This window comes from Paraburkholderia sp. J63, assembly GCF_905220245.1.
In the GTDB taxonomy this organism is placed as follows: Bacteria; Pseudomonadota; Gammaproteobacteria; order Burkholderiales; family Burkholderiaceae; genus Paraburkholderia.
The window spans coordinates 226,443-244,481 of record NZ_CAJMZF010000003.1; the positions used below are offsets into that span (position 1 = coordinate 226,443).

Below are 18,039 nucleotides of genomic sequence, written 5' to 3' on the forward strand. Positions count from 1 at the left end.
GGAGATTGAGATTGAACCCCTATCGTTACAGGAAGCTCGGCTACCTGATGCTGAACGTGACCGACCTCGACGCCTCGCTGCGTTTCTATCGCGACCACGTCGGCCTTTCGCTCACGCGCACGGAACCAGGCCTTGCCTATCTGCGCTGCAGCAGCGACGACCATAACCTGATCTTGCGCGAACGCGCCGCGCCGGGCCTCGAGCGCATCGCGTTCGAGCTCGAATCGCTGGCGGACCTCGATGCAGCGCGACGCGCGCTCGAAGCCGACGGCGTGGCCGTGGAATGCGTGGACCACGGCCAATGCCGTGCGCTGCGCCAGGGCACGACGCTGCGCTATCGGATCCCCGGCGTCGGCCTGCTGATCGAGTTGTACTGCGAGATGGCGCGCGCCGATGCGCACTCACCGGGCGTCGCCCAGATCGAGCGGCTCGGGCATGTCGTGGTGCATCTGCGCGAAGCGCGCGCCGCCATCGACTGGCTTGTCGATCATGCGGGATTTCGCGTCTCCGATCGGGTCGGCGAGCGGCTCACCTTTCTGCGCGCGTTTCCGAATCCGTACCACCACGCGATCGGCATCGCGACAAGCAATTTCGACGGGCTTCATCACGTCAATTTCATGGTGAAGGACATCGACGATCTCGGCCGCGCGACGAACCGGCTGCGCGAGGCGGGCATCGAGATCGTCTACGGGCCGGGGCGTCACAAGGCGTCGGGCAGCATCTTCCTCTACTTCCTCGACCCCGACGGCATGACCGCCGAGTACTCGTTCGGCATGGAGGAATTTCCCGAGATCGATCCGCGCGCGGCGCAGACGCTGCCGCCGACGCGCGAGAGCGCCGACCTGTGGGGCGGCGTGCCCGCGCAGACTTTCGCGCGGGTCGGATGCCTCGACCTCGACCGCATGCCGTCCTCGAATGCCTGAGCCGCGTGCGGTGCCCACGTCCACGTTCTGTCCGGAGATTCGTGAATGCGCTTTAACCGCCTCGATCTGAATCTGCTCGTCGCACTCGATGCCGTGCTCGACGAGCGTAGCGTCTGCAAGGCAGCCGAACGCGTGTTCCTGAGCCAGTCGGCCATGAGTTGCGCGCTCGCGCGGCTGCGCGACTATTTCGGCGACGAGCTGCTCGTGCAGGTCGGCAAGACGTTGACGCTGACGCCGCTCGGCTCGATGCTCAAGGCACCCGTGCGCGAGCTGCTATTGAGAGCGCAGGCCATCACGCTGATCAAGCCGGATTTCGATCCGGCCGTGACCGGGCGCAAGATCACGCTGATCGCGGCGGACAACATCGTCTCGGTGTTGCTGATCGACGTGATGCGCGAAGTCCGCGCCCAGGCCCCGGGCATGGAGATCGACGTGCGCCCCGTGACGAACCGTTTCGCCGAGGAGTTCAATCAGGGCGACGTCGATCTGATGATCGTGGTCGACGGCTATGCGAGCCCGCAATTGCCGTCCGAGCCGCTCTTCGATGACACGTTTTCTTGCCTGTGTTGGCAGCACGGCAAATGGGCGGGCGCGCCGCTTTCGCTCGACGACTATATGTCGGCGCAGCACGTCGTGTTCGACTTCGGCATGCCGCGCATGCCGGCCCTCGACGAGCTGACGACGGTGCAGCTCGGCTATCGCCGCCGGCGCGCGGTCACGGTCTCGACGCCTGTGCAGATTCCGCAGTTCGTCGTCGGCTCCGATTACGTCGGCACCGTGTTTACGCGGCTCGCCCACCGCATGGCCGAGACCTGGCCGCTCGTGCTCACGCCGTGTCCGGTCGAGCTGCCCGTCGTCCGCTGGGTCGTGCAGTGGCACGACTCGCGCGGCGGCGATGCGGCGCTCATCTGGTTCAAGGACGTGCTCCGGCGTGTGGCGCTCGCAAAGTCCGCGGATCCGGCGGACTCGCACGAATCACCGCGCGCGCGCCCTGGGTGGCCGCTGCCGCACGCCGCCTGACGCACTGCTTTTTCCGACCGGTTAGCCGAGCGATCCCTCCGTCCGCCCAGGACGGCAGGGAGGGACGCCCGCGCACTCGCAAAAGCCGGCCCACGCGGGCGCGAATAACAACAGATACCACTCCAGGAGACAAACAGATGAAGCGTTATTGCCTAGGTGCCGCCGTGTTCGCGGCCATCAGCATGCCGGCCTGCGCACAGAGCAGCGTGACGTTGTACGGCATGATCGATCTCGGCGTCGCGTACGTGAGCAAGCTGGGGGGCGCGTCGGCCGTGAAGATGCTCGACGCGACCTCGGTGCCGACCATGTGGGGTTTGACAGGTGCCGAGGATCTCGGTGGCGGCACGCGCGCGGTGTTCAAGCTCGAAAACGGCTTTCTCGCTTCGACGGGCGCGCAGATCAATCCGAATTCGTTTTTCAATCGCCAGGCGTATGTGGGACTCGCCAATCGTGACTACGGCACCTTGACGATGGGGCATCAGGCGTCGCTCGAATTCGAAATGATCTCGCCGCTCTACGCAGCCGGATGGACGCTCGGCACCGATTTGATGTATCACCCCGGCAACATCGACGACCTGTTCAACAGCCATCAGATCGACAGCTCGTTGAAGTATCGCTCGCCCGTATTCAAGGGCTTTGAGATCGGCTTGCTGTTCGGCGGACTGACCGGCGTGGCCGGCGATCCGGCCTATGCGCGCGCGTACCAGGCAGCGGCCACGTACAAGATCGGCGACTTTGCGGCATCCGCGTTCTACGGCAGCGAGAATCATCGCGCGATCATGATGCTATCCGGAACCGGGCTGATCACGCTCTTCGGGCAGCGCCTCAGCGCGGCGCCGTTCGTTGCCGACAACGTGAAGAACGTCGCCGTCGGGCTGCGTTACGCGCCGGCGCCCTATGTTTTCACTGCGCTTTTCACGCAGTCGCGCATCGGCTACCAGGGGCAGACCTCGAACATGAACAACTACGATCTCGCCGCGAGCTGGCGCGTCACGGCTGCACTCATGCTCGGGGCCGGCTACACGCAGACGCATTTCGTCGGCAACGTCACCAACACGGGCAGCGTGACCGTGAACTACGAACTTTCGAAGCGCACGGGCGTCTACGCCAACGAAGTGTTTCAGCGCGCGTCGAGCGGCCATGTCGCCGACATTTCGACGATCGGACCGGCCGGTTGCCGCTCGCAGAACGTCGTGATGGTCGGTATGCGACATCGTTTCTGATGGCGCGCGCGCCGGGCGTCTTCGGTCAGCCGGACGCCCATTCGTTCGCGCATTCGCTCGCGAGATCGATGACTACCTTGCTGGCCCGATTGCTGCTGACCTCGCTGACGATGGCATGAAACCCGATCGGCGGCATCGGCTCGATCCCGCTCAGCGCGTGGATAGGCGACGCGTCGTGAATGAGCTTCTGCGGCATCACGGAGGCCGCAAAGCCTTCGTTCACGAGCTGGGTGAGCAGCGTGACGGAGCCGCACACATGCATTTTCTTGGGCGAGACGCGGTACTTCGAGAACCAGTCGGTCATCTGGCGATACAGCAGGGTGTCGCGTGTAAGCGTGATGAGCGGGTAGTCGGCAAGTTCGACGGGCGAGAGCCTGACGTCGCGCGCAATCAATGCGGGACTCGCGGCCCATACCATGTCGACGGTCGAGAGCGGCGTGATGCGCAGCTCGGGTCCATCGACAGGGCCGGCGACGAACACGACGTCGAGATCGCCGTGCCGCAAAGCGGCGACGAGCCCCGGCGCCAGATCGACCTTGATCTCGGTGAGCAGATGGGGATAGCGCGCCTGCAGCTTGCCGAGCATGGCGGGCAGCCAGCTGAGCGTCATCATGCCTACGGTGCCGATGCGCACGACGCCGGAGATCGCGGCGTCGCGGCGCGCGGAATCGTAAATGTGCTCGAGCTCGCCGATGATGCGCGAGGCGTGATGGAAAATCTCGCGCCCCTGCGGCGTAACGGTAACGCCGCGGCCGCGCCGCTCGAAGAGCGCAATACCGAGATCGCTCTCAAGCTCGCGAATACGCACCGAAACGGCCGACTGCGTCATGCGCAACTGCTCGGCCGCCGCGTTGAACGTGCCCAGACGCACGATCCAGTAAAACGTTTCGAGTCCCTTGAAATTCATTCAAATGTCCCCGGCTGGTCAGCGGCATGCGACGGCCAGGGGCACATTGCGGTTCAGCCGCCCTGACCGTACTGCGTGCGCAGCGTACCGATTCCTTCGATGCCCAGCTCGACGACGTCGCCGGGCCGCACCCAGCGTCCGATCTCGAGACTGCAGCAGCCATCGACGGTGCCCGAACCGAGCACCTCGCCAGCATGCAGCGTTTCGCCCGCGCTCGCGAATGCAATCATATCCTCGAAACAATGCAGCATGCCGCGCGTAGCGCTCTCGTGCCAGAGTTCGCCGTTGACGCGCACGCTCACCGAAAGGTTGTACGGATCGGGCAACTCGTCCGGCGTGACGATCCACGGGCCGAGCACGTTGCAGCCGTCATGGCTCTTGCCCTTGCAGGGCCCGAGGCCGGCCGGCACCTGGCGCGCCTGCGCGAGCCGCGCGGAGACGTCGTTGAAGATCGTATAGCCGAAGATGTGGGCTCGGGCTTCGGCGCGCGCGATGTCCTTGCCCGTTTGACCGATGCAGGCGGCCAGCTCCAGCTCGAAGTCGAGGAGCGATTCGCCCGCCGGCCACGCGAGGGTCGAATCGGTGCCCGCGACGTTCATGCGATTGCTGAAGTAGAACACGGGGGCTTCGCGGTAGATCGACGGAAAGCCGTCGATCGATTCGTCGAAGCGCGTGGGGTCACCTTGCTGGATCGCGCGCAGGCGCTTGGCACCGTATTCGATGTGATGCGGAAAAACGGAGAAATCGCGGATCTGCGTCGGTCTTGGCAGCGGCGCGAGCAGGCACACCGACGACAGCGCCTGTGTTTCGAGCTTGCGCACGCGGCTGGCCGCGACGACTTCGCGCGCGCATTGCAGTCCCGCATCGCCGGACTTGATCAGATCGAGCATGCTCGCGAAGGCGGGGTCGGCGCGACCGTGGAGCGCGATGTGGGCGCGCTGGATATCGAGGATCGTCTGGTGTTGCGTGTCGACGACGCCGAGCGTCGGCGTGCCGTTCGACATGCACGTGGCGAGTTTCATCGGGGGTGTCTCCTGGGTGGGGTGAAAGGGCGAGCGGCTAGAGATCGAGCACGAGCAACGAATCGAGCGCGCGCGAGCAGCACGGCGTGAACTGGTTGTTGCGTGCGCGCTCGTCGTGCGTGAGATAGGTATCGCGATGATCGGGGCGACCCGCGAGCACGCCGGTGAGGCACATGCCGCACACGCCTTGCTCGCACGAGACGGGCACTTCGACGCCGATCGCCTCGAGCGCTTCGACGACCGATTGGCCCGCGAGCACGTGGCACACGGTGCCGCTGCTGGCGATCTGCACATCGAATGCGGCATCGCCTTCGTTTGGCCTTGCCTTGCCGAAACGCTCCGTATGTAGCGACGCCGCGCGCCAGCCGGCGCGTTCGGCGAGGCCGAGCAGCGCGTCGATGAAGCCATCCGGTCCGCAGAGGTAAGCGTGGGTCCCGTCGGCGGGCGCGCCCAGCGCGGCGGCGAGTGTAGACGCGCGATCGGCGAGCCGCGAGGTTTCGTGGAAGCGGCAATGCGCGGCGTAGGGCGCGTCGCGCAGACGCTCGCGGAACGCGAAGTCGGCGGCGGTGCGCGCGAAGTAATGAAGCGCGAACGGCTGCTGCGTGGCGTGCAGTTGCTCGGCCATTGCGAGCAGTGGCGTGACGCCGATGCCGCCCGCGATCAGCACGCTATGACGCGCGTGGCTCGCCAGCGCGAAATGATTGCGAGGCTCGCTGATCCGTACGCAATCGCCGCTCAGGAGCAGGTCATGGACCGCTCGCGAGCCGCCGCGGCTGGCGGGGTCGAGCAGCACGCCGACCACGTAGCGATGGCTTTCGAGCGGGGAGTTGCAGAGCGAGTATTGCCGGATCAGCCCGTTCGTGACTTCGAGGTCGACGTGTGCGCCCGCTTCAAAGGCAGGCAACGGGCTGCCGTCGGGGGCGGCGAGTTCGAGCGAGCACACGCTCGAACTCTCCTGAACCTTGCGCATGATGCGCACGGTGAACATGGAGGACATGTGGGAATCGACAGGTGTTTCGATAGCCCGATTCTGGGGACTTCGTCTGGTACTGAAAACTTGATTCGGTCAATGTGCGGGTGTGATGGTGTCAATGGAGCCACGCGGGCAGGGAGGCGCATGATCGCTCGTGAGACGGGGTTTTGTGTCTGTCGACCGCGCGATATAAATAATTCCACTGCCCCCGCTCGGTCTTTCGCCGGTCGCGTTCTGCGGCGAGCACGACTGGCTCGGCGAGCATCTCGTCAAGCTCGACAGCGACGAAATCGCGCTGCTCGGCCAGACGCGGCGGCGCGCGGGTGCTGGGCCTCGCTACGATAGAACTTGTTGTCTAGAAGCGGAAAAGCTCTGCAGCGGAGGTCGTCATCACTGTTTCTCTCGCTGCACGGTCGGGAATCCAGTCTTCCAACGCTTCCACGGTTCCGTCGTAGTCGATCAGATGACGATGCTGCGTGTGCGGCCAGTCGCTACCCCATACGAGACGTTCAGGGCCAAACGATTCGAGCAGAGCGGCGGCGAGGGCGCGCCCGTGCTCCGTGCCGTTCGAGCGGTCGGCGCTGCGATAGGCCGCGGAGAGCTTGACCCAGACGCTGCCGCCGGAGGCCGTGGATTGCAGATAACGGAAGCCGGTGTCGGCAGCGCCGAGATGCGCATCGGGCCGGCCGAAATGATCGACGACCACCGTGCAACCGTGGCTGAGCAGGGCATCGAGCACGACCGGTAGATCGACCGCATTCGCCTGAACTTCGACATGCCAGCGCAGGGCGTTGAAGCGCGCGAGGAGCGCGGACCATCGGCGGTCTTGAAAATCCGGCAGTGCAAGTCCAATCAGATTCAGTCGCGCGCCCACGATGTGCGCGGCGTCCAGCGCTTCAAGTTCGGAGTCCGTAATCTCCGGCGCGACAACGGCCACACCACGAAAGCGTCGCGGATAGCGCTCGCATACCGCACGGAGAAACGCATTGTCGGTGCCAAGAAAGCTGGGCTGTACCAGCACGCCTTGTGACATGCCATGCGCTGCGAGTTGCGCGATGTACTGATCGAGCGTCGCATCATAGTCGGGCGCATGACGGCGGTGTGCGGCGAGCGGAAGGCCTTGCACAAAGATGTGCGCGTGCGTATCGATGCCCGTGATGCGCGTCGTGGCCTCGTCGAGCCATGTCAGGGACGTCGGCGAAAGGCCATCGAAGGGATCGGCCGGGAGTGCGGGCTGGAAGCGGTCCATTGTTTGGAGTGCCTGAAATTCGGTTGACGTCGAGCGATGCGTCGATGCGCGAGTGCCGCGCGCTCAGTTACGCGATACGGCTGGCGCGTCGTCGCGCGCGCCACTCCGATGCTGCGACGGGACGGGCCGACTACGCGTGTTGGGCAGCATCAACGCGGCGACGACGACGAGGCCATAGGCGACGCCCGCGTCGATGCCGAGCGCTGCGCCCAGCGACATGGACCCGCTCATGTGGCCGATAAGCACCGGAAATGCGGCCGATACGATGCGCCCGAAGTTGTAGCAAAAGCCGACGCCGGTGCCGCGCACGCCTTGCGGATACAGCTCGTTGAACAGCGCGCCGAGCGTCGCGGGAATACCTGCCGAAAAGAGGCCGAGCGGAAAGCTCAGGATCAGCATGGTGGTGTCGCCGATCGGCAGGAACGTGTAGATGTTGACCATGACCGCGCAGCAGATCGCGAAGAGGATCACGTTCCAGCGTCGTCCGATGCGGTCCTGCAACCAGGCGCTCACGAAACAACCGACGATGAATGCCACGATGACGACCGCGAGATAACCGCCGGTGCCCAGCACCGATAGATGGCGCTCGGTCTTGAGATACGTCGGCAGCCAGGTGGTGATTGCGTGGTAGCCGCCATGCGCGCCCAGTCCGATCAGGCCGCCGACGATGGTGGTGCGGATCACGGCAGGATCGAAGATGCCCGCGGCGATGCTGAATGCGCCGCGCGGCGCGGAATCGTCGCGCGCGATCTGCGGCTCGCGCGGCGGCTCGACCACATTGCGTCGCATGTAGAGAACGAGGAGGGCGGGGACGAGGCCGATCGCGAACAGGACGCGCCAGGCCCATTGCGGCGAAACGAAGGAGAAGACCGCCATATAGAGCAGCACGGCGGCGCCCCAGCCGAATCCCCACGCGCTCTGCACGATGCCCATGGCCTTGCCGCGATGCCGGGGGTTCATCGTTTCGCTGAGCAGGACGGCCCCAGCCGTCCATTCGCCGCCGAAGCCGATGCCTTGCAGCGCCTTCAGCACGAGCAGTTGCTCGAAGCTTTGGGCGAACGCACTCAGAAACGTGAAGAGCGAGAACCAGATCACGGTGATCTGCAACGCGCGCACCCGGCCGACGCGATCGGACAGGATGCCCGCGAGCAATCCGCCGAGCGCACCGGCCACGAGCGTGGCGCCGCCGATCAATCCCGCCTGGCCTTTGCTGATGCCCCATGTAGCGAGAAGCGACGGAATGACAAGGGAAAAGACCTGCGTATCGACGGCGTCGAGCGCCCATCCGCCGAAGCAGCTCCACAGTGTTCGTTTCTCGATGGGCGTGATTTCGCGATACCAGCGCATGGTCGTCGTCTCCTGGTGCCTGCCGCGCGCGAAATTCGACGGGCGGCCGCTGTTAATCGATTTGACGCCATTCTAGGAAAGCCAGGAACGCGTGCATACTATGGAAATGTTGTTCATTCATAGCATCTTGATATGGAAAGGCGATCATGGAGTCGATCCGCACGCTCAAGTATTTTCTCGCCATCGTCGATGCGGGAAGCGTCACCGGCGCGGCCGCCCAGCTCGGGATGGCCCAGCCAGCGCTCAGCCAGGCGATTACGCGGCTGGAGAAGGATCTGGGCGTGAAGCTGCTGGCGCGCACGCGCCGCGGCGCCGCCCTCACGCCTGCCGGCGAAGCGATCGCCGAGGATATCCGCCTGAGCGTTTCGCGGATCGAAGCGGCAGAAAAGCGGGCGCGCGATATCGGCGCGCAACGCGGCGGCAGGCTGACCATCGGTTTCGCGTCCGCGGCGCTGTTCGAGGTCATGCCCAGGGCGATCGCGGCGTTGCGCGCGGCGGTCCCGAATGTCGAGCTGACATTGCGCGAAATGAGCAACGCGGAACAGGCCAGCGCGCTCGAATCCGGCGAGATCGACATTGGGCTGCTGCATACGCCGGTTGCGGTACGCGGCCGGATGCGCGAGAAGCTGATCGTGCGCGAGCGCCTGCAGGCGGTCGTGCAGGCGTCGCATCCGCTGGGCGAGGACGGCAAGCTCGGCCTCGCGGAACTGGCGCGCATCGGTCTGGTGTGGTTTCCGCACGGACAACTGCCGGTGGTGCGAGCGGGCATCCTCAGCGCGTTTCGCAAGTTCGGTTGCGAAGCCAATATCGTTCAGGATGCCAACCGGTCGCTGACGGTGCTCGCTTGCGTTGCCGCAGGTTGCGGCGCTTCGCTGCTGCCGCAATCGGTCAAGGCGATCCAGTTCGAAGGCGTGCGCGTGTGCGAGGTACGGGAAGGCGACGCGCTGCCGCTATTCGAACTCAGCGCGATCTGGCCGCATCGCTCGCGTCCGACGCTGGCCGACAAGTTTGCAGCGCTGTTGAGCACGTGTTGACTCGTGCGTCAGGCTTCGGGTTGCAAGTGCGATCGTTACGCAAATACCCGCCCGGACTGCGCGTGTCGGTACGGCACGTGAGTGACTTCGATCAGAGCACATAGGATGTGGCCAGCGGCGTCGGCACGCGCGCGGAGCGCAACCGGCCCACGGGATTTATGAAAGCGTCGTGAAAAGGGCGGCCTCGGGAACAATGCAAGCCGATGTGATTGGCAAGCGAACTCCCCTTTGACCGTCATATTATTGTGCAAAATTTCGAACACCCCGTGCGAATTTGGCCGGATTATCCAACAGCGCTGGGAAGTCCATACTGAGGCGATCCCTTTCCCAGGAGAACGCCATGAATCAACCGTCCACCCCTAAGAGTACCTTCGAGTTCGCCGGCTGCACCGTCAACCGCATGGGCTACGGCGCCATGCAGCTTGCCGGCCCCGGCGTATTCGGGCCGCCGAAGGACCGCGCGGCGGCGGTGGCCGTGCTGCGCGAGGCGCTCGCGCTCGGCGTGAACCATCTCGACACGAGCGACTTCTACGGCCCGCACGTGACGAACCAGATCATCCGCGAGGCGCTCCATCCCTATGCCGACGACCTCACGATCGTCACCAAGGTGGGCGCGGTGCGCGACGGCACGGGCGCCTGGCTGCCCGCGCTGGAGCCCGCCGATATCGAGCGCGCCGTGCACGACAACCTGCGCAACCTGGGGCTCGACACGCTCGACGTGGTCAATCTGCGCATCATGGGCGACGTCCACAAGCCCGCCGAAGGCCCCGTCGAAAGGCAGATGGAAGCGCTCGCCGCGCTGCGCGAGCGCGGGCTCGTGCGCCATATCGGCATCTCCAACGCGACGGCGAAACAGATCGCCGATGCGGAAAAGATCGCACCGATAGTCGGTGTCCAGAACCACTACAACCTCGTGCACCGCGACGACGACGCCCTGATCGATGCGCTGGCGGCACGCGGCATCGCCTATGTGCCGTTCTTCCCGCTGGGCGGTTTCACGCCGATTCAGTCCTCAGCGCTGTCAGACATCGCAGGAACGCTCGACGCGACGCCGATGGCCGTCGCGCTCGCATGGCTGCTGCACCGGTCGCCGAATATTCTTTTGATTCCGGGGACTTCGTCGCTGGCGCATCTGCGCGAGAACATGACAGCGCAGACGCTCGACCTCTCCAGTGAGGTGCTCACGCAACTGGACGCGATTGGCAAAGTGCAGAAGTGAGCGTCCAGGCCGAGACGTGGAAATGCGTCCGCGCGTAGGGGATCCGCACAGTGGCCGCTCCTCACCAGCCGGGTCTTGCCGGCAGTTGACACGAGCAGGTACAGTCCCCCGCCGACGGAAAACTTATGGGTCATGAACGGACGGCGCCAGTATGGGCGCTCGCGCGCTGTTGGATAATCCCACCTGATCCGCACGGGTTGTTCGAAATTCCGCACAATGCGTGCACGCTCGCCTGCCATGCCCGACCGCCGACGATATGAGCCACGAATCCCCAACGCCTGCCAATCCCTCGTTCGCCGCATTCGAAATGAACGATCTGGCCGCCTTTGCCGCCGTCGCGCGCGCGGGCGGGTTTCGCGACGCGGCGCGCGCCGGTGGCGTTTCGGCGTCGAGCCTGAGCACGGCCGTGCGGCGGCTAGAGGCCAAGCTTGGCCTGCGTTTGCTCAACCGCACCACGCGCAGCGTCGCGCCCACCGAAGCGGGCCAGCGCCTGCTCGAATCCATCACGCCGCTGTTCGCGGAGATGAAGGCCGCGCTCGACGTGCTGAACGGCTATCGCGATCGTCCCGCGGGCGTGCTGCGCCTGAACGTGCCGGCTAACGTCGCGCGCAGCATTCTGCCGCCGATCCTCACGCGGTTCGTGCGCGCGTATCCCGAGATCCGCGTGGAAGTGGTGGTGGAGGACGGTTTCGTCGATGTGCTCGAGGCGGGCTGCGACGCGGGCATCCGCTACGACGAGCGGCTCGAACAGGACATGATCGCGATCCCCATCGGCCCGCGCGTGCAGCGTTTCGCTACGGCCGCGTCGCCCGCGTATCTCGCTGCGCACAGCCGGCCTACGCATCCGCGCGATCTGCTCGGGCACGTCTGCTTGCGCGTGCGCTTTGCGGGCGGCGCGATGGCGATCTGGGAATACGAGCGCGACGGCGAGACGCTGCGCGTCGATCCGCCCGGCGCGCTCGTGGTGAGGCCGGCGGCGGGCTTCGACCTCGCGCTCGACATGGCGCTGGGCGGCGCGGGCGTGGTCGCGCTGTTCGAGGACATGCTCGTGCCGCATTTCAAAAGCGGCGCGCTGGTGCCGCTCTTGCAGGACTGGTGGCCGCAGTTTTCCGGGCCGTTTCTCTACTATCCGGGCCGGCGGCATTTGCCCGCGCCGCTGCGGGCCTTCGTCGATTTCCTGAAGGCGGGCGGCCCCGATGAGGCCGTCTAGCAGAGGAATTCCGCAGGCGTTGAGTCGCCGGTGTGGGTTCGCGCGGATTAGCGTTGATTAGCGCGCGGCCGCTTTTTTCCAGCCGAATTCCACGAACACGCGGCACAGCTCGGCCATGCCTTTCGCGTCTTGTTCGTCGAAGCGCGCGAGGTGCGGGCTGTCCACGTCCCACACGCCGATGAGCGAGCCGTCCGGCGCCACGAGCGGCACGACGATCTCCGATTGCGAAGCCGAGTCGCAGGCGATATGGCCCGCGAATGCGTGCACGTCGGCGACGACCTGCGTCTCGCGCGTCTGGGCCGCCGTGCCGCATACGCCCTTGCCGAGCGGAATGCGCACGCACGCGGGCTTGCCCTGGAACGGGCCGACCACGAGCTCGGTGCCGTCGAAGAAGTAGAAGCCGGCCCAGTTCAGCCCTTCGAGCGAGTTGAACACGAGCGACGAGAAGTTCGCCGCGTTCGCGATGGCATCGGCTTCTCCTTCGATCAGCGCGCGCGCTTGCGCGGTGAGTGTTTCGTAAAGAGCGGGTTTGTCGGCGGGCAGGGCGTCGGAAAGCGAAAACATGGGCGAAGGTCCGGGGTTGGGCGAAAAGCGTGAGCGCTTTCCGCATCGATCGAGGGCGCCAGTGTAGGCCACTTCGCGCATTTTTGCCGAAAGCCAGGCGCCGCGCCGCTTCGCTAACCGGCGCGCTTGAACGATCGTTGGACGGATCATTGGACCAATCATTGGACCGATTGTTGAACCATCAGAACGAATGATTGATCGCGAGACGCGCGACGATCTGATGCGAATTCGACGAGGCGCCCGCCGTGCCAGGAATCAGCGCAGTGTCGAGCGGCGTGCCCGTGCTGCCACCCGAGACCGACTGCCAGACCACCTGGCCATAGACGGACGTGCGCCTGGACAGCAGATACTGCGCCATCGCGCCCACCTGGTTCCAGTGCAGCGACGAGCGGCCGCTGTCTTCGTCGAGCGTGGCGCGCGTATAGGTGTACATGCCGCCGAGAATCACGGCGGCCGTCACGGTGTAGCGTGCGTTGACTTCGAAGTTGTCGAATTTGAGGCTCGCGTGATCGCCGAGGCCCAGGTCGCCCACGTAGATCGACGCGCTCGGCTCCATCACGTTCGCGTGCGTGTAGACGGCGCCGAGCGTCACGGGACCGATGCCGTAATTCGCACCGAAGCCCCACGTTTTCTGGTTCTGCGCGGCGAAGCCGATGTCGTCGTCGGCGATCGAGCCGCCCGCGTTCGCGCCCGGCGCGCCGAGGTCCTCATAGACGGCCGCGAGCGTGAGCGTCTGCCACGTGTAGTTGACGCCCGCGCTGAAGACGCGGTTATTCGCGAAGCCGCCCGCCTGGTTGCTGAAGCCGTAGAGCGCGGTGGCCGTGAGGCCGGCCCACGCGGGGCTCGTGTACTTGACCGCATTGCTGGCGTGCCAGCTGGCGTCGGTGTTGTCGTTGTCGAGCGGATGCGAAAACAGGAAGCCCGCCCAGTTGCCGTTGGCCGTGAGCAGGCCCACGGTGTCGGCGATCGAATCGAATTGACGCCCGAACGTGAGCGTGCCGTAACGGTCCGACTGCAGCCCCACATACGACTGATAGCCGAACAGGCGCCCGCCATAAGTTGCCTCGCCGTTGTCGAGCGCGAAGCCGCTTTCGAGGTCGAAGATGGCATTCAGGCCGCCGCCCAGGTCCTCGGTGCCGCGCAGGCCCCAGCGGCTCACGGAGAGTTCGCCGCTCGCGGTCTGCCACGACGAATGACCGCCCACGTTGCTCGTATAGTTGATGCCTTCGTCTATCACGCCAAACAGCGTCACGCTGCTTTGCGCGGCGGCGTGCGAGCAATAAATCAGGAATCCTGCTGATGCGGCGACGAGTGTTCTATTCATGAGTTGGCCGTTGCGCTTCGGGTTGAGATTCGGGTTGAGATTCGAATCGAATTGCGAAGCGTAAAAGCAGGACTCATGCCACACGAATATCACCGGCAACGCCTGGGGCTGCGGTTGCAAAACGGGCGTGACGTGTCGCGTTATTCGACACGCGCTTCGCGCCGCGTCTCAAGTTGAGACATTGCGGGCGCGACTCGAGAAAGAGGACAGTGCTGAGAACGTGCCTGAAAAAGCAGGATCAAACGAGTGCGTGCGGATAGCCCTGCGCGACGAGCCATTGGCGAATCATGCGCGCGGTTTCGGCGTCGAGCGACTTGAGCGTTTCCTGGGCGCCCTCGTGCCTGAGCCTGGCGACGATGGGCGCGAGCGGCACGCCCTGCAGATGCCAGACGCCGAGCGGCTGATCGGGGCTGACGACCACGTCGGCCTCGCCGATGAAGTCGCCGTCGATCACGGGCGCGCGCGCGATGGCGAGCTGCCCGAAGTCGGGCACCTGGTGGGTGGGCACGTCGTCGGGCCAGTTGCTGCGCGCCTGCCAGAACGGCGACGCGCCAAAGCGCTGCTCGAGCGCGTAGAAGTCGCGGCCCGTGCGCGCGAAGCGCAGGAACAGGTGCTCGATGCGCTGTTGATGAAAGCGCAGCGCGAGCTCGGTGCGTTCGGGGCGGCTGATCAGCGTATGGATCACGGCGGGCGCTTGCAGCGCCGACGAGAGCGACTGGAAGATGCCGTTGCCCGAGAGCGGATCGACGGCCATCGCCGCGTCGCCCACGCGCAGCCAGTTGCGCGCGCCGGTGCGCCCGCATAGCGTGGCCGTGCTGCTGCGCGCATAGAGGCGCGCCTGCGCGCCGGTCTCGCCGGCAAAGAACGCGCTCGCGAGCGGCGAGCGCCGCATATGCGCGCAGAAGGCGAGCAGCTCGTCGCGCTGCGGGAGTTCCGCGCTCGCGACGTCGAGCGTCATCTGCCAGTAGCAGCGGCCGTCGGGCAGGCGCGCCATCCATGCCCAGCCATCCTGAAGACTTTCCACGGCAGAGGCGGCCTCGCCCGGCGCGCCTTGCCAGATGTTGAGGAGACTCAGCGTTTGCGGCCCGCGCGTCGCGTCGCGCATGAGCGGCGCGAGCCGGCCGCGCGCCTCGACGAGAAAATCGGCGTTCAGCGAAAGCGGTCCGTCGGCGGTCTCGATCATCAGGTCGTGCGTGTGCGGCGTCGTTTGCACCGAACGCACCGTCGCCTCGACGACCTCGACACCGGCTTCGTGCAGATCGTCGCGCAGCGCGGCGTCGAAGGCGTGGCGGTCGACCAGGAACTCGGCGTTGACCGTCTGCGTGACGCCGTTCCAGAGCGTGGTGCGCGCGCACGGCCCTTCGGCGCACACGGCTGCGCGGAACAGCCCCGCGCGGCGCAGGCCCTCGAGCACGCGCAGCGAGAGGCCCTCCACGGCGTCGAAGCGGCGCCGGTCGCTCACCATCGTCACCGCGTAGCCGCGCGTGGCCAGCGCGCGCGCCACGGCGGCGCCCGCGGGCCCCGCGCCGAGCACGACGATATGCGCGGCCGTCATGAGGCGAGCGAGCGCCGTTCGGCGCCGATAAAGGCCGCGTGCTCGCGCAGATGCGCGAGCAGTGCGTCGCGGTCTGCCGCGGGATCGCACAGGAGCCGCGCCGCGATATGGCCGCTGAGCGCGGCGGTGGCGATGCTCGCACCGGCGGGTGCGCCGCGTTCGTTAGCGATGCCAGGCATGTGTGAGACGTGACCCCTCACCACGGCGCCGAAATCGGCCTGCGCGGTGTCGAGCCAGGACCACTGATGCGCGGCGCAACGCGCGTCGCCGGTCACGCGCACGACGCCGGGATAGCTCGCGGGAAACACGCCCGCGCCTTGCGCGGGGCTCGACGCGCAAACCACGATGCCGGCCGCCACGGCGTCTGCGCACGCTTCGCGCAACGCGGTGCGATCGGCGCGCACGCCGAGGCTCAGGTTGACCACGCGCACGCGCTGCGCGATCAGCCAGCGCACGGCGGCGGCGATCTGCGCCGCGCTCGTGACCGGACGCTCGTGAAAGACCTGCGCGATGCAGAACCGCGCGCCGGGCGCGGCGTGCAGGATCTGCGCGAGCACGGCGCTGCCGTGGCCGAGCAGGTCGGGCGTGGCGGCGCGCTCGTGCACGCACAGATCGTCGCCGAGCACGAAGCCTGGCGCGGCCTCCACCGACGCGCTCTGATGCGCGCCATGGCCGCTATCCACGATGCCGATGCGCAGGGGTTCACGAGACATGATCGGCGCACTCCCCACGCTCAGTAACGTTGCCCCGGCGTTGCAGCCGTCCTTCGGCCAGATCGAAATGCAGGTCGGCGCGCGCGAGCGTGGACGCGCGATGGCTGATGAGCACGCGCGTCCGCTCGTGAAAGAGTGCGTCGATCTGCGCGATCACCTGGCGCTCGGTGGCTTCGTCGACGGCCGAGGTCGCCTCGTCGAGCACGAGTATCGACGGGTCTTGCAGCAAGGCGCGGGCAATCGCGATGCGCTGCTTCTGGCCGCCCGAAAGCTGCTGGCCGCGCTCGCCGACGAGACTGTCGATGCCCTCGGGCAGCGTCGCCACGAGTTCGTCGAGCTGCGCGGCGCGCACGGCTGCCACGATCTGCGCGCGGCTCGCGTGCGGCGCGCTGTAGCGCACATTGTCGGCGAGGCTGCCGCGAAACAGCACGATGTCCTGGCTCACGACCGCGATGCGGCGGCGCAGCTCGGCGAGATCGAACTCGCGCAGATCCACGCCGCCGAGTCGCAGCGTGCCTTGCTGCGGGTCGTAGAAGCGCTGCGTGAGGTCGATCAGCGTGGACTTGCCCACGCCCGAGGCGCCCGAGAGCGCGACCTTGCTGCCCGCGGGCAAGATGGCGGAGACGCCGCGCAGGATGCCTTGCGTGCGTTCATCGTGGGCGAACCAGACGTGGTCGAACACGAGATCGCTGCCGGCGGGCGAGGGCGCGGGCCGCGCGGGCGGCGTCACCATGACGGGCTCGCGTTGCAGCTCGACCACGCGCGCGAGGCTCACGGTCATGCGCTGGAGCGCGACGTAGAGGCCGAGCAGGCTCTTCACGGGCCCGACCGCCATGCCGAGATAGGTCGTGAAGGCGATCAGCGAGCCGAGCTGCCACGTGCCCTTGACGACCCAGTAGCCGCCGAGCAGGAACGCGCCCGTGCGCGACAGCGAGGTAAAGAGCCCCGGCACCGACTGCGTGAAAAATTCGGTGAGCTGAAGTTTGAGCAGCCGCTCCATATAGCGGTCGCCGAGTCCGTCGAGGCGGCGGCGCTCGGCGTCCTGCTGGCCCGATGCCTGGATGAACTTCATCGCGGGCAGCGTCTCGACCAGAAACGAGGAGAGATCGGCGGCGCTTTCGCGCAGGCTGCGCGCATCGCGCTCGACTTTGCGGCGCATGTGGCGCAGCCACAAGGCCTCGAATGGAATCAGCACCGCGACGAGCAGCGAGAGCTTCGCCGAGAGCGTGAGCAGCAGCGCCACGGCGCCGATCAGCCCGATCACGCTGGAGACGGCGGAGAACAGCGCATCGAGCGCGAAGCGCTGGATTTCGGCGACATCGCCATCGAGTCGCGAGAGCAGGTCGCCGATGCGCCGTCTGCCGTAGAACGAGGGCGGCAGCTTTTGCAGATGCGTGTAGATGGCGCCGCGCAGCGCGAACAGCACGCGCCCGGACAGCCGCGTATGCAGATAGCGGTTGACGCCGCCGAGCAGCGTGCCCGCGATGCCGGCCAGCACCATCGCGCCCGCGAGCGCGAGCAGCACGGAATAGTTACGGCCGATCAGCCCGCGGTCGATCATCTCTTTCGTGAGCCAGGGTTGCACGAGCACGACGAACGACGCGCCCACCGAAAGCGCGAGCAGGCCCGCAATCGCGAGCCGATGCGGGCGCACGAAGCCGTAGAGCCAGGCCATCGACTCGCGCAGCCGCGCGCGGTCGTCGGTCCTCACGAAGCGTAGCAGCAGGCTCAGCATGATCAATCAGGATATCGAAGG

General features: G+C 66.2%; 16 protein-coding genes. 6 read left to right on the forward strand and 10 right to left on the reverse strand.

Translation table 11 applies throughout. The annotated features are described in order from the left end of the window. The first annotated feature begins 11 nt into the window (after positions 1-11). The 3 genes from U5775_RS05270 (at position 12) to U5775_RS05280 (ending at position 3,166) form a co-directional block, all read left to right on the forward strand. Positions 12-923: a VOC family protein gene (locus U5775_RS05270; protein ID WP_322057064.1), complete on the forward strand. Its 912-nt coding sequence runs from the start codon at positions 12-14 to the stop codon at positions 921-923. 45 nt (positions 924-968) lie between these two features. Beyond that, positions 969-1,943: a LysR family transcriptional regulator gene (locus U5775_RS05275; protein WP_322057065.1), complete on the forward strand. Its 975-nt coding sequence runs from the start codon at positions 969-971 to the stop codon at positions 1,941-1,943. 137 nt (positions 1,944-2,080) lie between these two features. Further along, the gene (locus U5775_RS05280; protein WP_322057066.1) at positions 2,081-3,166 is read left to right on the forward strand and encodes a porin; all 1,086 of its coding nucleotides are present in this window, start codon (positions 2,081-2,083) and stop codon (positions 3,164-3,166) included. A 25-nt stretch (positions 3,167-3,191) separates the two neighbouring features. Here U5775_RS05280 and U5775_RS05285 read toward each other — a convergent pair whose 3' ends face one another. From U5775_RS05285 to U5775_RS05305, 5 genes are all read right to left on the reverse strand, one after another. Beyond that, positions 3,192-4,073 carry a LysR family transcriptional regulator gene (locus tag U5775_RS05285; protein WP_322057067.1) on the reverse strand — a complete coding sequence of 294 codons (882 nt, stop codon included), beginning with the start codon at positions 4,071-4,073 and terminating at the stop codon, positions 3,192-3,194. 53 nt (positions 4,074-4,126) lie between these two features. Further along, the gene (locus U5775_RS05290) at positions 4,127-5,095 is read right to left on the reverse strand and encodes a fumarylacetoacetate hydrolase family protein (protein WP_322057068.1); all 969 of its coding nucleotides are present in this window, start codon (positions 5,093-5,095) and stop codon (positions 4,127-4,129) included. Positions 5,096-5,132: 37 nt separating this feature from the next. Beyond that, complete coding sequence (locus tag U5775_RS05295; protein ID WP_322057069.1) at positions 5,133-6,092, reverse strand: PDR/VanB family oxidoreductase; 960 nt, start codon at positions 6,090-6,092, stop codon at positions 5,133-5,135. 331 nt (positions 6,093-6,423) lie between these two features. After that, positions 6,424-7,317 (reverse strand): amidohydrolase family protein, encoded by an 894-nt coding sequence (locus U5775_RS05300; RefSeq protein ID WP_322057070.1) that lies wholly within the window; start codon positions 7,315-7,317, stop codon positions 6,424-6,426. Positions 7,318-7,380: 63 nt separating this feature from the next. Beyond that, complete coding sequence (locus tag U5775_RS05305) at positions 7,381-8,664, reverse strand: MFS transporter (protein WP_322057071.1); 1,284 nt, start codon at positions 8,662-8,664, stop codon at positions 7,381-7,383. A gap of 146 nt (positions 8,665-8,810) precedes the next feature. On the opposite strand from U5775_RS05305, the gene U5775_RS05310 reads away from it, so the two are divergent. The 3 genes from U5775_RS05310 to U5775_RS05320 all read left to right on the forward strand — a co-directional run bounded on the left by U5775_RS05310 (position 8,811) and on the right by U5775_RS05320 (position 12,127). Then, a complete protein-coding gene (locus tag U5775_RS05310; protein ID WP_322057072.1) occupies positions 8,811-9,698 on the forward strand; it encodes a LysR family transcriptional regulator in 888 nt (295 codons plus the stop codon). Between the two features lie 340 nt (positions 9,699-10,038). Next, the gene (locus U5775_RS05315; RefSeq protein ID WP_322057073.1) at positions 10,039-10,917 is read left to right on the forward strand and encodes an aldo/keto reductase family oxidoreductase; all 879 of its coding nucleotides are present in this window, start codon (positions 10,039-10,041) and stop codon (positions 10,915-10,917) included. Between the two features lie 256 nt (positions 10,918-11,173). After that, positions 11,174-12,127: a LysR family transcriptional regulator gene (locus U5775_RS05320; protein ID WP_322057074.1), complete on the forward strand. Its 954-nt coding sequence runs from the start codon at positions 11,174-11,176 to the stop codon at positions 12,125-12,127. A 57-nt stretch (positions 12,128-12,184) separates the two neighbouring features. Here the strand turns inward: U5775_RS05320 and U5775_RS05325 are convergent, their stop codons facing one another. The 5 genes from U5775_RS05325 to U5775_RS05345 all read right to left on the reverse strand — a co-directional run bounded on the left by U5775_RS05325 (position 12,185) and on the right by U5775_RS05345 (position 18,018). Continuing rightward, entirely contained in the window at positions 12,185-12,691 is a 507-nt protein-coding gene (locus tag U5775_RS05325) for a GAF domain-containing protein (RefSeq protein ID WP_322057075.1), read from the reverse strand. A gap of 181 nt (positions 12,692-12,872) precedes the next feature. Further along, positions 12,873-14,015: a porin gene (locus tag U5775_RS05330; RefSeq protein ID WP_322057076.1), complete on the reverse strand. Its 1,143-nt coding sequence runs from the start codon at positions 14,013-14,015 to the stop codon at positions 12,873-12,875. A 238-nt stretch (positions 14,016-14,253) separates the two neighbouring features. Further along, positions 14,254-15,570, reverse strand: a complete 1,317-nt coding sequence (locus U5775_RS05335) for an NAD(P)/FAD-dependent oxidoreductase (protein WP_322057077.1) — start codon at positions 15,568-15,570, stop codon at positions 14,254-14,256. Then, the gene (locus U5775_RS05340) at positions 15,567-16,283 is read right to left on the reverse strand and encodes a S8 family serine peptidase (RefSeq protein ID WP_322057078.1); all 717 of its coding nucleotides are present in this window, start codon (positions 16,281-16,283) and stop codon (positions 15,567-15,569) included. Before U5775_RS05340 ends, U5775_RS05335 begins: the two co-directional genes overlap by 4 nt. Continuing rightward, on the reverse strand, positions 16,273-18,018 hold the full coding sequence (locus U5775_RS05345; RefSeq protein WP_322057079.1) for an ABC transporter ATP-binding protein: 1,746 nt from the start codon (positions 18,016-18,018) through the stop codon (positions 16,273-16,275). The genes U5775_RS05340 and U5775_RS05345 overlap by 11 nt, the downstream gene beginning before the upstream one ends. Positions 18,019-18,039 lie beyond the last annotated feature (21 nt).

Bases quoted from the DNA above. Each gene is read 5' to 3' on its own strand.
- U5775_RS05310 (WP_322057072.1), top strand. From the start codon at position 8,811: ATGGAGTCGATCCGCACGCTCAAGTATTTTCTCGCCATCGTCGATGCG.
- U5775_RS05275 (WP_322057065.1), top strand. From the start codon at position 969: ATGCGCTTTAACCGCCTCGATCTGAATCTGCTCGTCGCACTCGATGCC.
- U5775_RS05345 (WP_322057079.1), bottom strand. From the start codon at position 18,018: ATGCTGAGCCTGCTGCTACGCTTCGTGAGGACCGACGACCGCGCGCGG.
- U5775_RS05280 (WP_322057066.1), top strand. From the start codon at position 2,081: ATGAAGCGTTATTGCCTAGGTGCCGCCGTGTTCGCGGCCATCAGCATG.
- U5775_RS05315 (WP_322057073.1), top strand. From the start codon at position 10,039: ATGAATCAACCGTCCACCCCTAAGAGTACCTTCGAGTTCGCCGGCTGC.
- U5775_RS05335 (WP_322057077.1), bottom strand. From the start codon at position 15,570: ATGACGGCCGCGCATATCGTCGTGCTCGGCGCGGGGCCCGCGGGCGCC.
- U5775_RS05300 (WP_322057070.1), bottom strand. From the start codon at position 7,317: ATGGACCGCTTCCAGCCCGCACTCCCGGCCGATCCCTTCGATGGCCTT.
- U5775_RS05330 (WP_322057076.1), bottom strand. From the start codon at position 14,015: ATGAATAGAACACTCGTCGCCGCATCAGCAGGATTCCTGATTTATTGC.
- U5775_RS05320 (WP_322057074.1), top strand. From the start codon at position 11,174: ATGAGCCACGAATCCCCAACGCCTGCCAATCCCTCGTTCGCCGCATTC.
- U5775_RS05340 (WP_322057078.1), bottom strand. From the start codon at position 16,283: ATGTCTCGTGAACCCCTGCGCATCGGCATCGTGGATAGCGGCCATGGC.
- U5775_RS05290 (WP_322057068.1), bottom strand. From the start codon at position 5,095: ATGAAACTCGCCACGTGCATGTCGAACGGCACGCCGACGCTCGGCGTC.
- U5775_RS05285 (WP_322057067.1), bottom strand. From the start codon at position 4,073: ATGAATTTCAAGGGACTCGAAACGTTTTACTGGATCGTGCGTCTGGGC.
- U5775_RS05295 (WP_322057069.1), bottom strand. From the start codon at position 6,092: ATGTCCTCCATGTTCACCGTGCGCATCATGCGCAAGGTTCAGGAGAGT.
- U5775_RS05305 (WP_322057071.1), bottom strand. From the start codon at position 8,664: ATGCGCTGGTATCGCGAAATCACGCCCATCGAGAAACGAACACTGTGG.
- U5775_RS05325 (WP_322057075.1), bottom strand. From the start codon at position 12,691: ATGTTTTCGCTTTCCGACGCCCTGCCCGCCGACAAACCCGCTCTTTAC.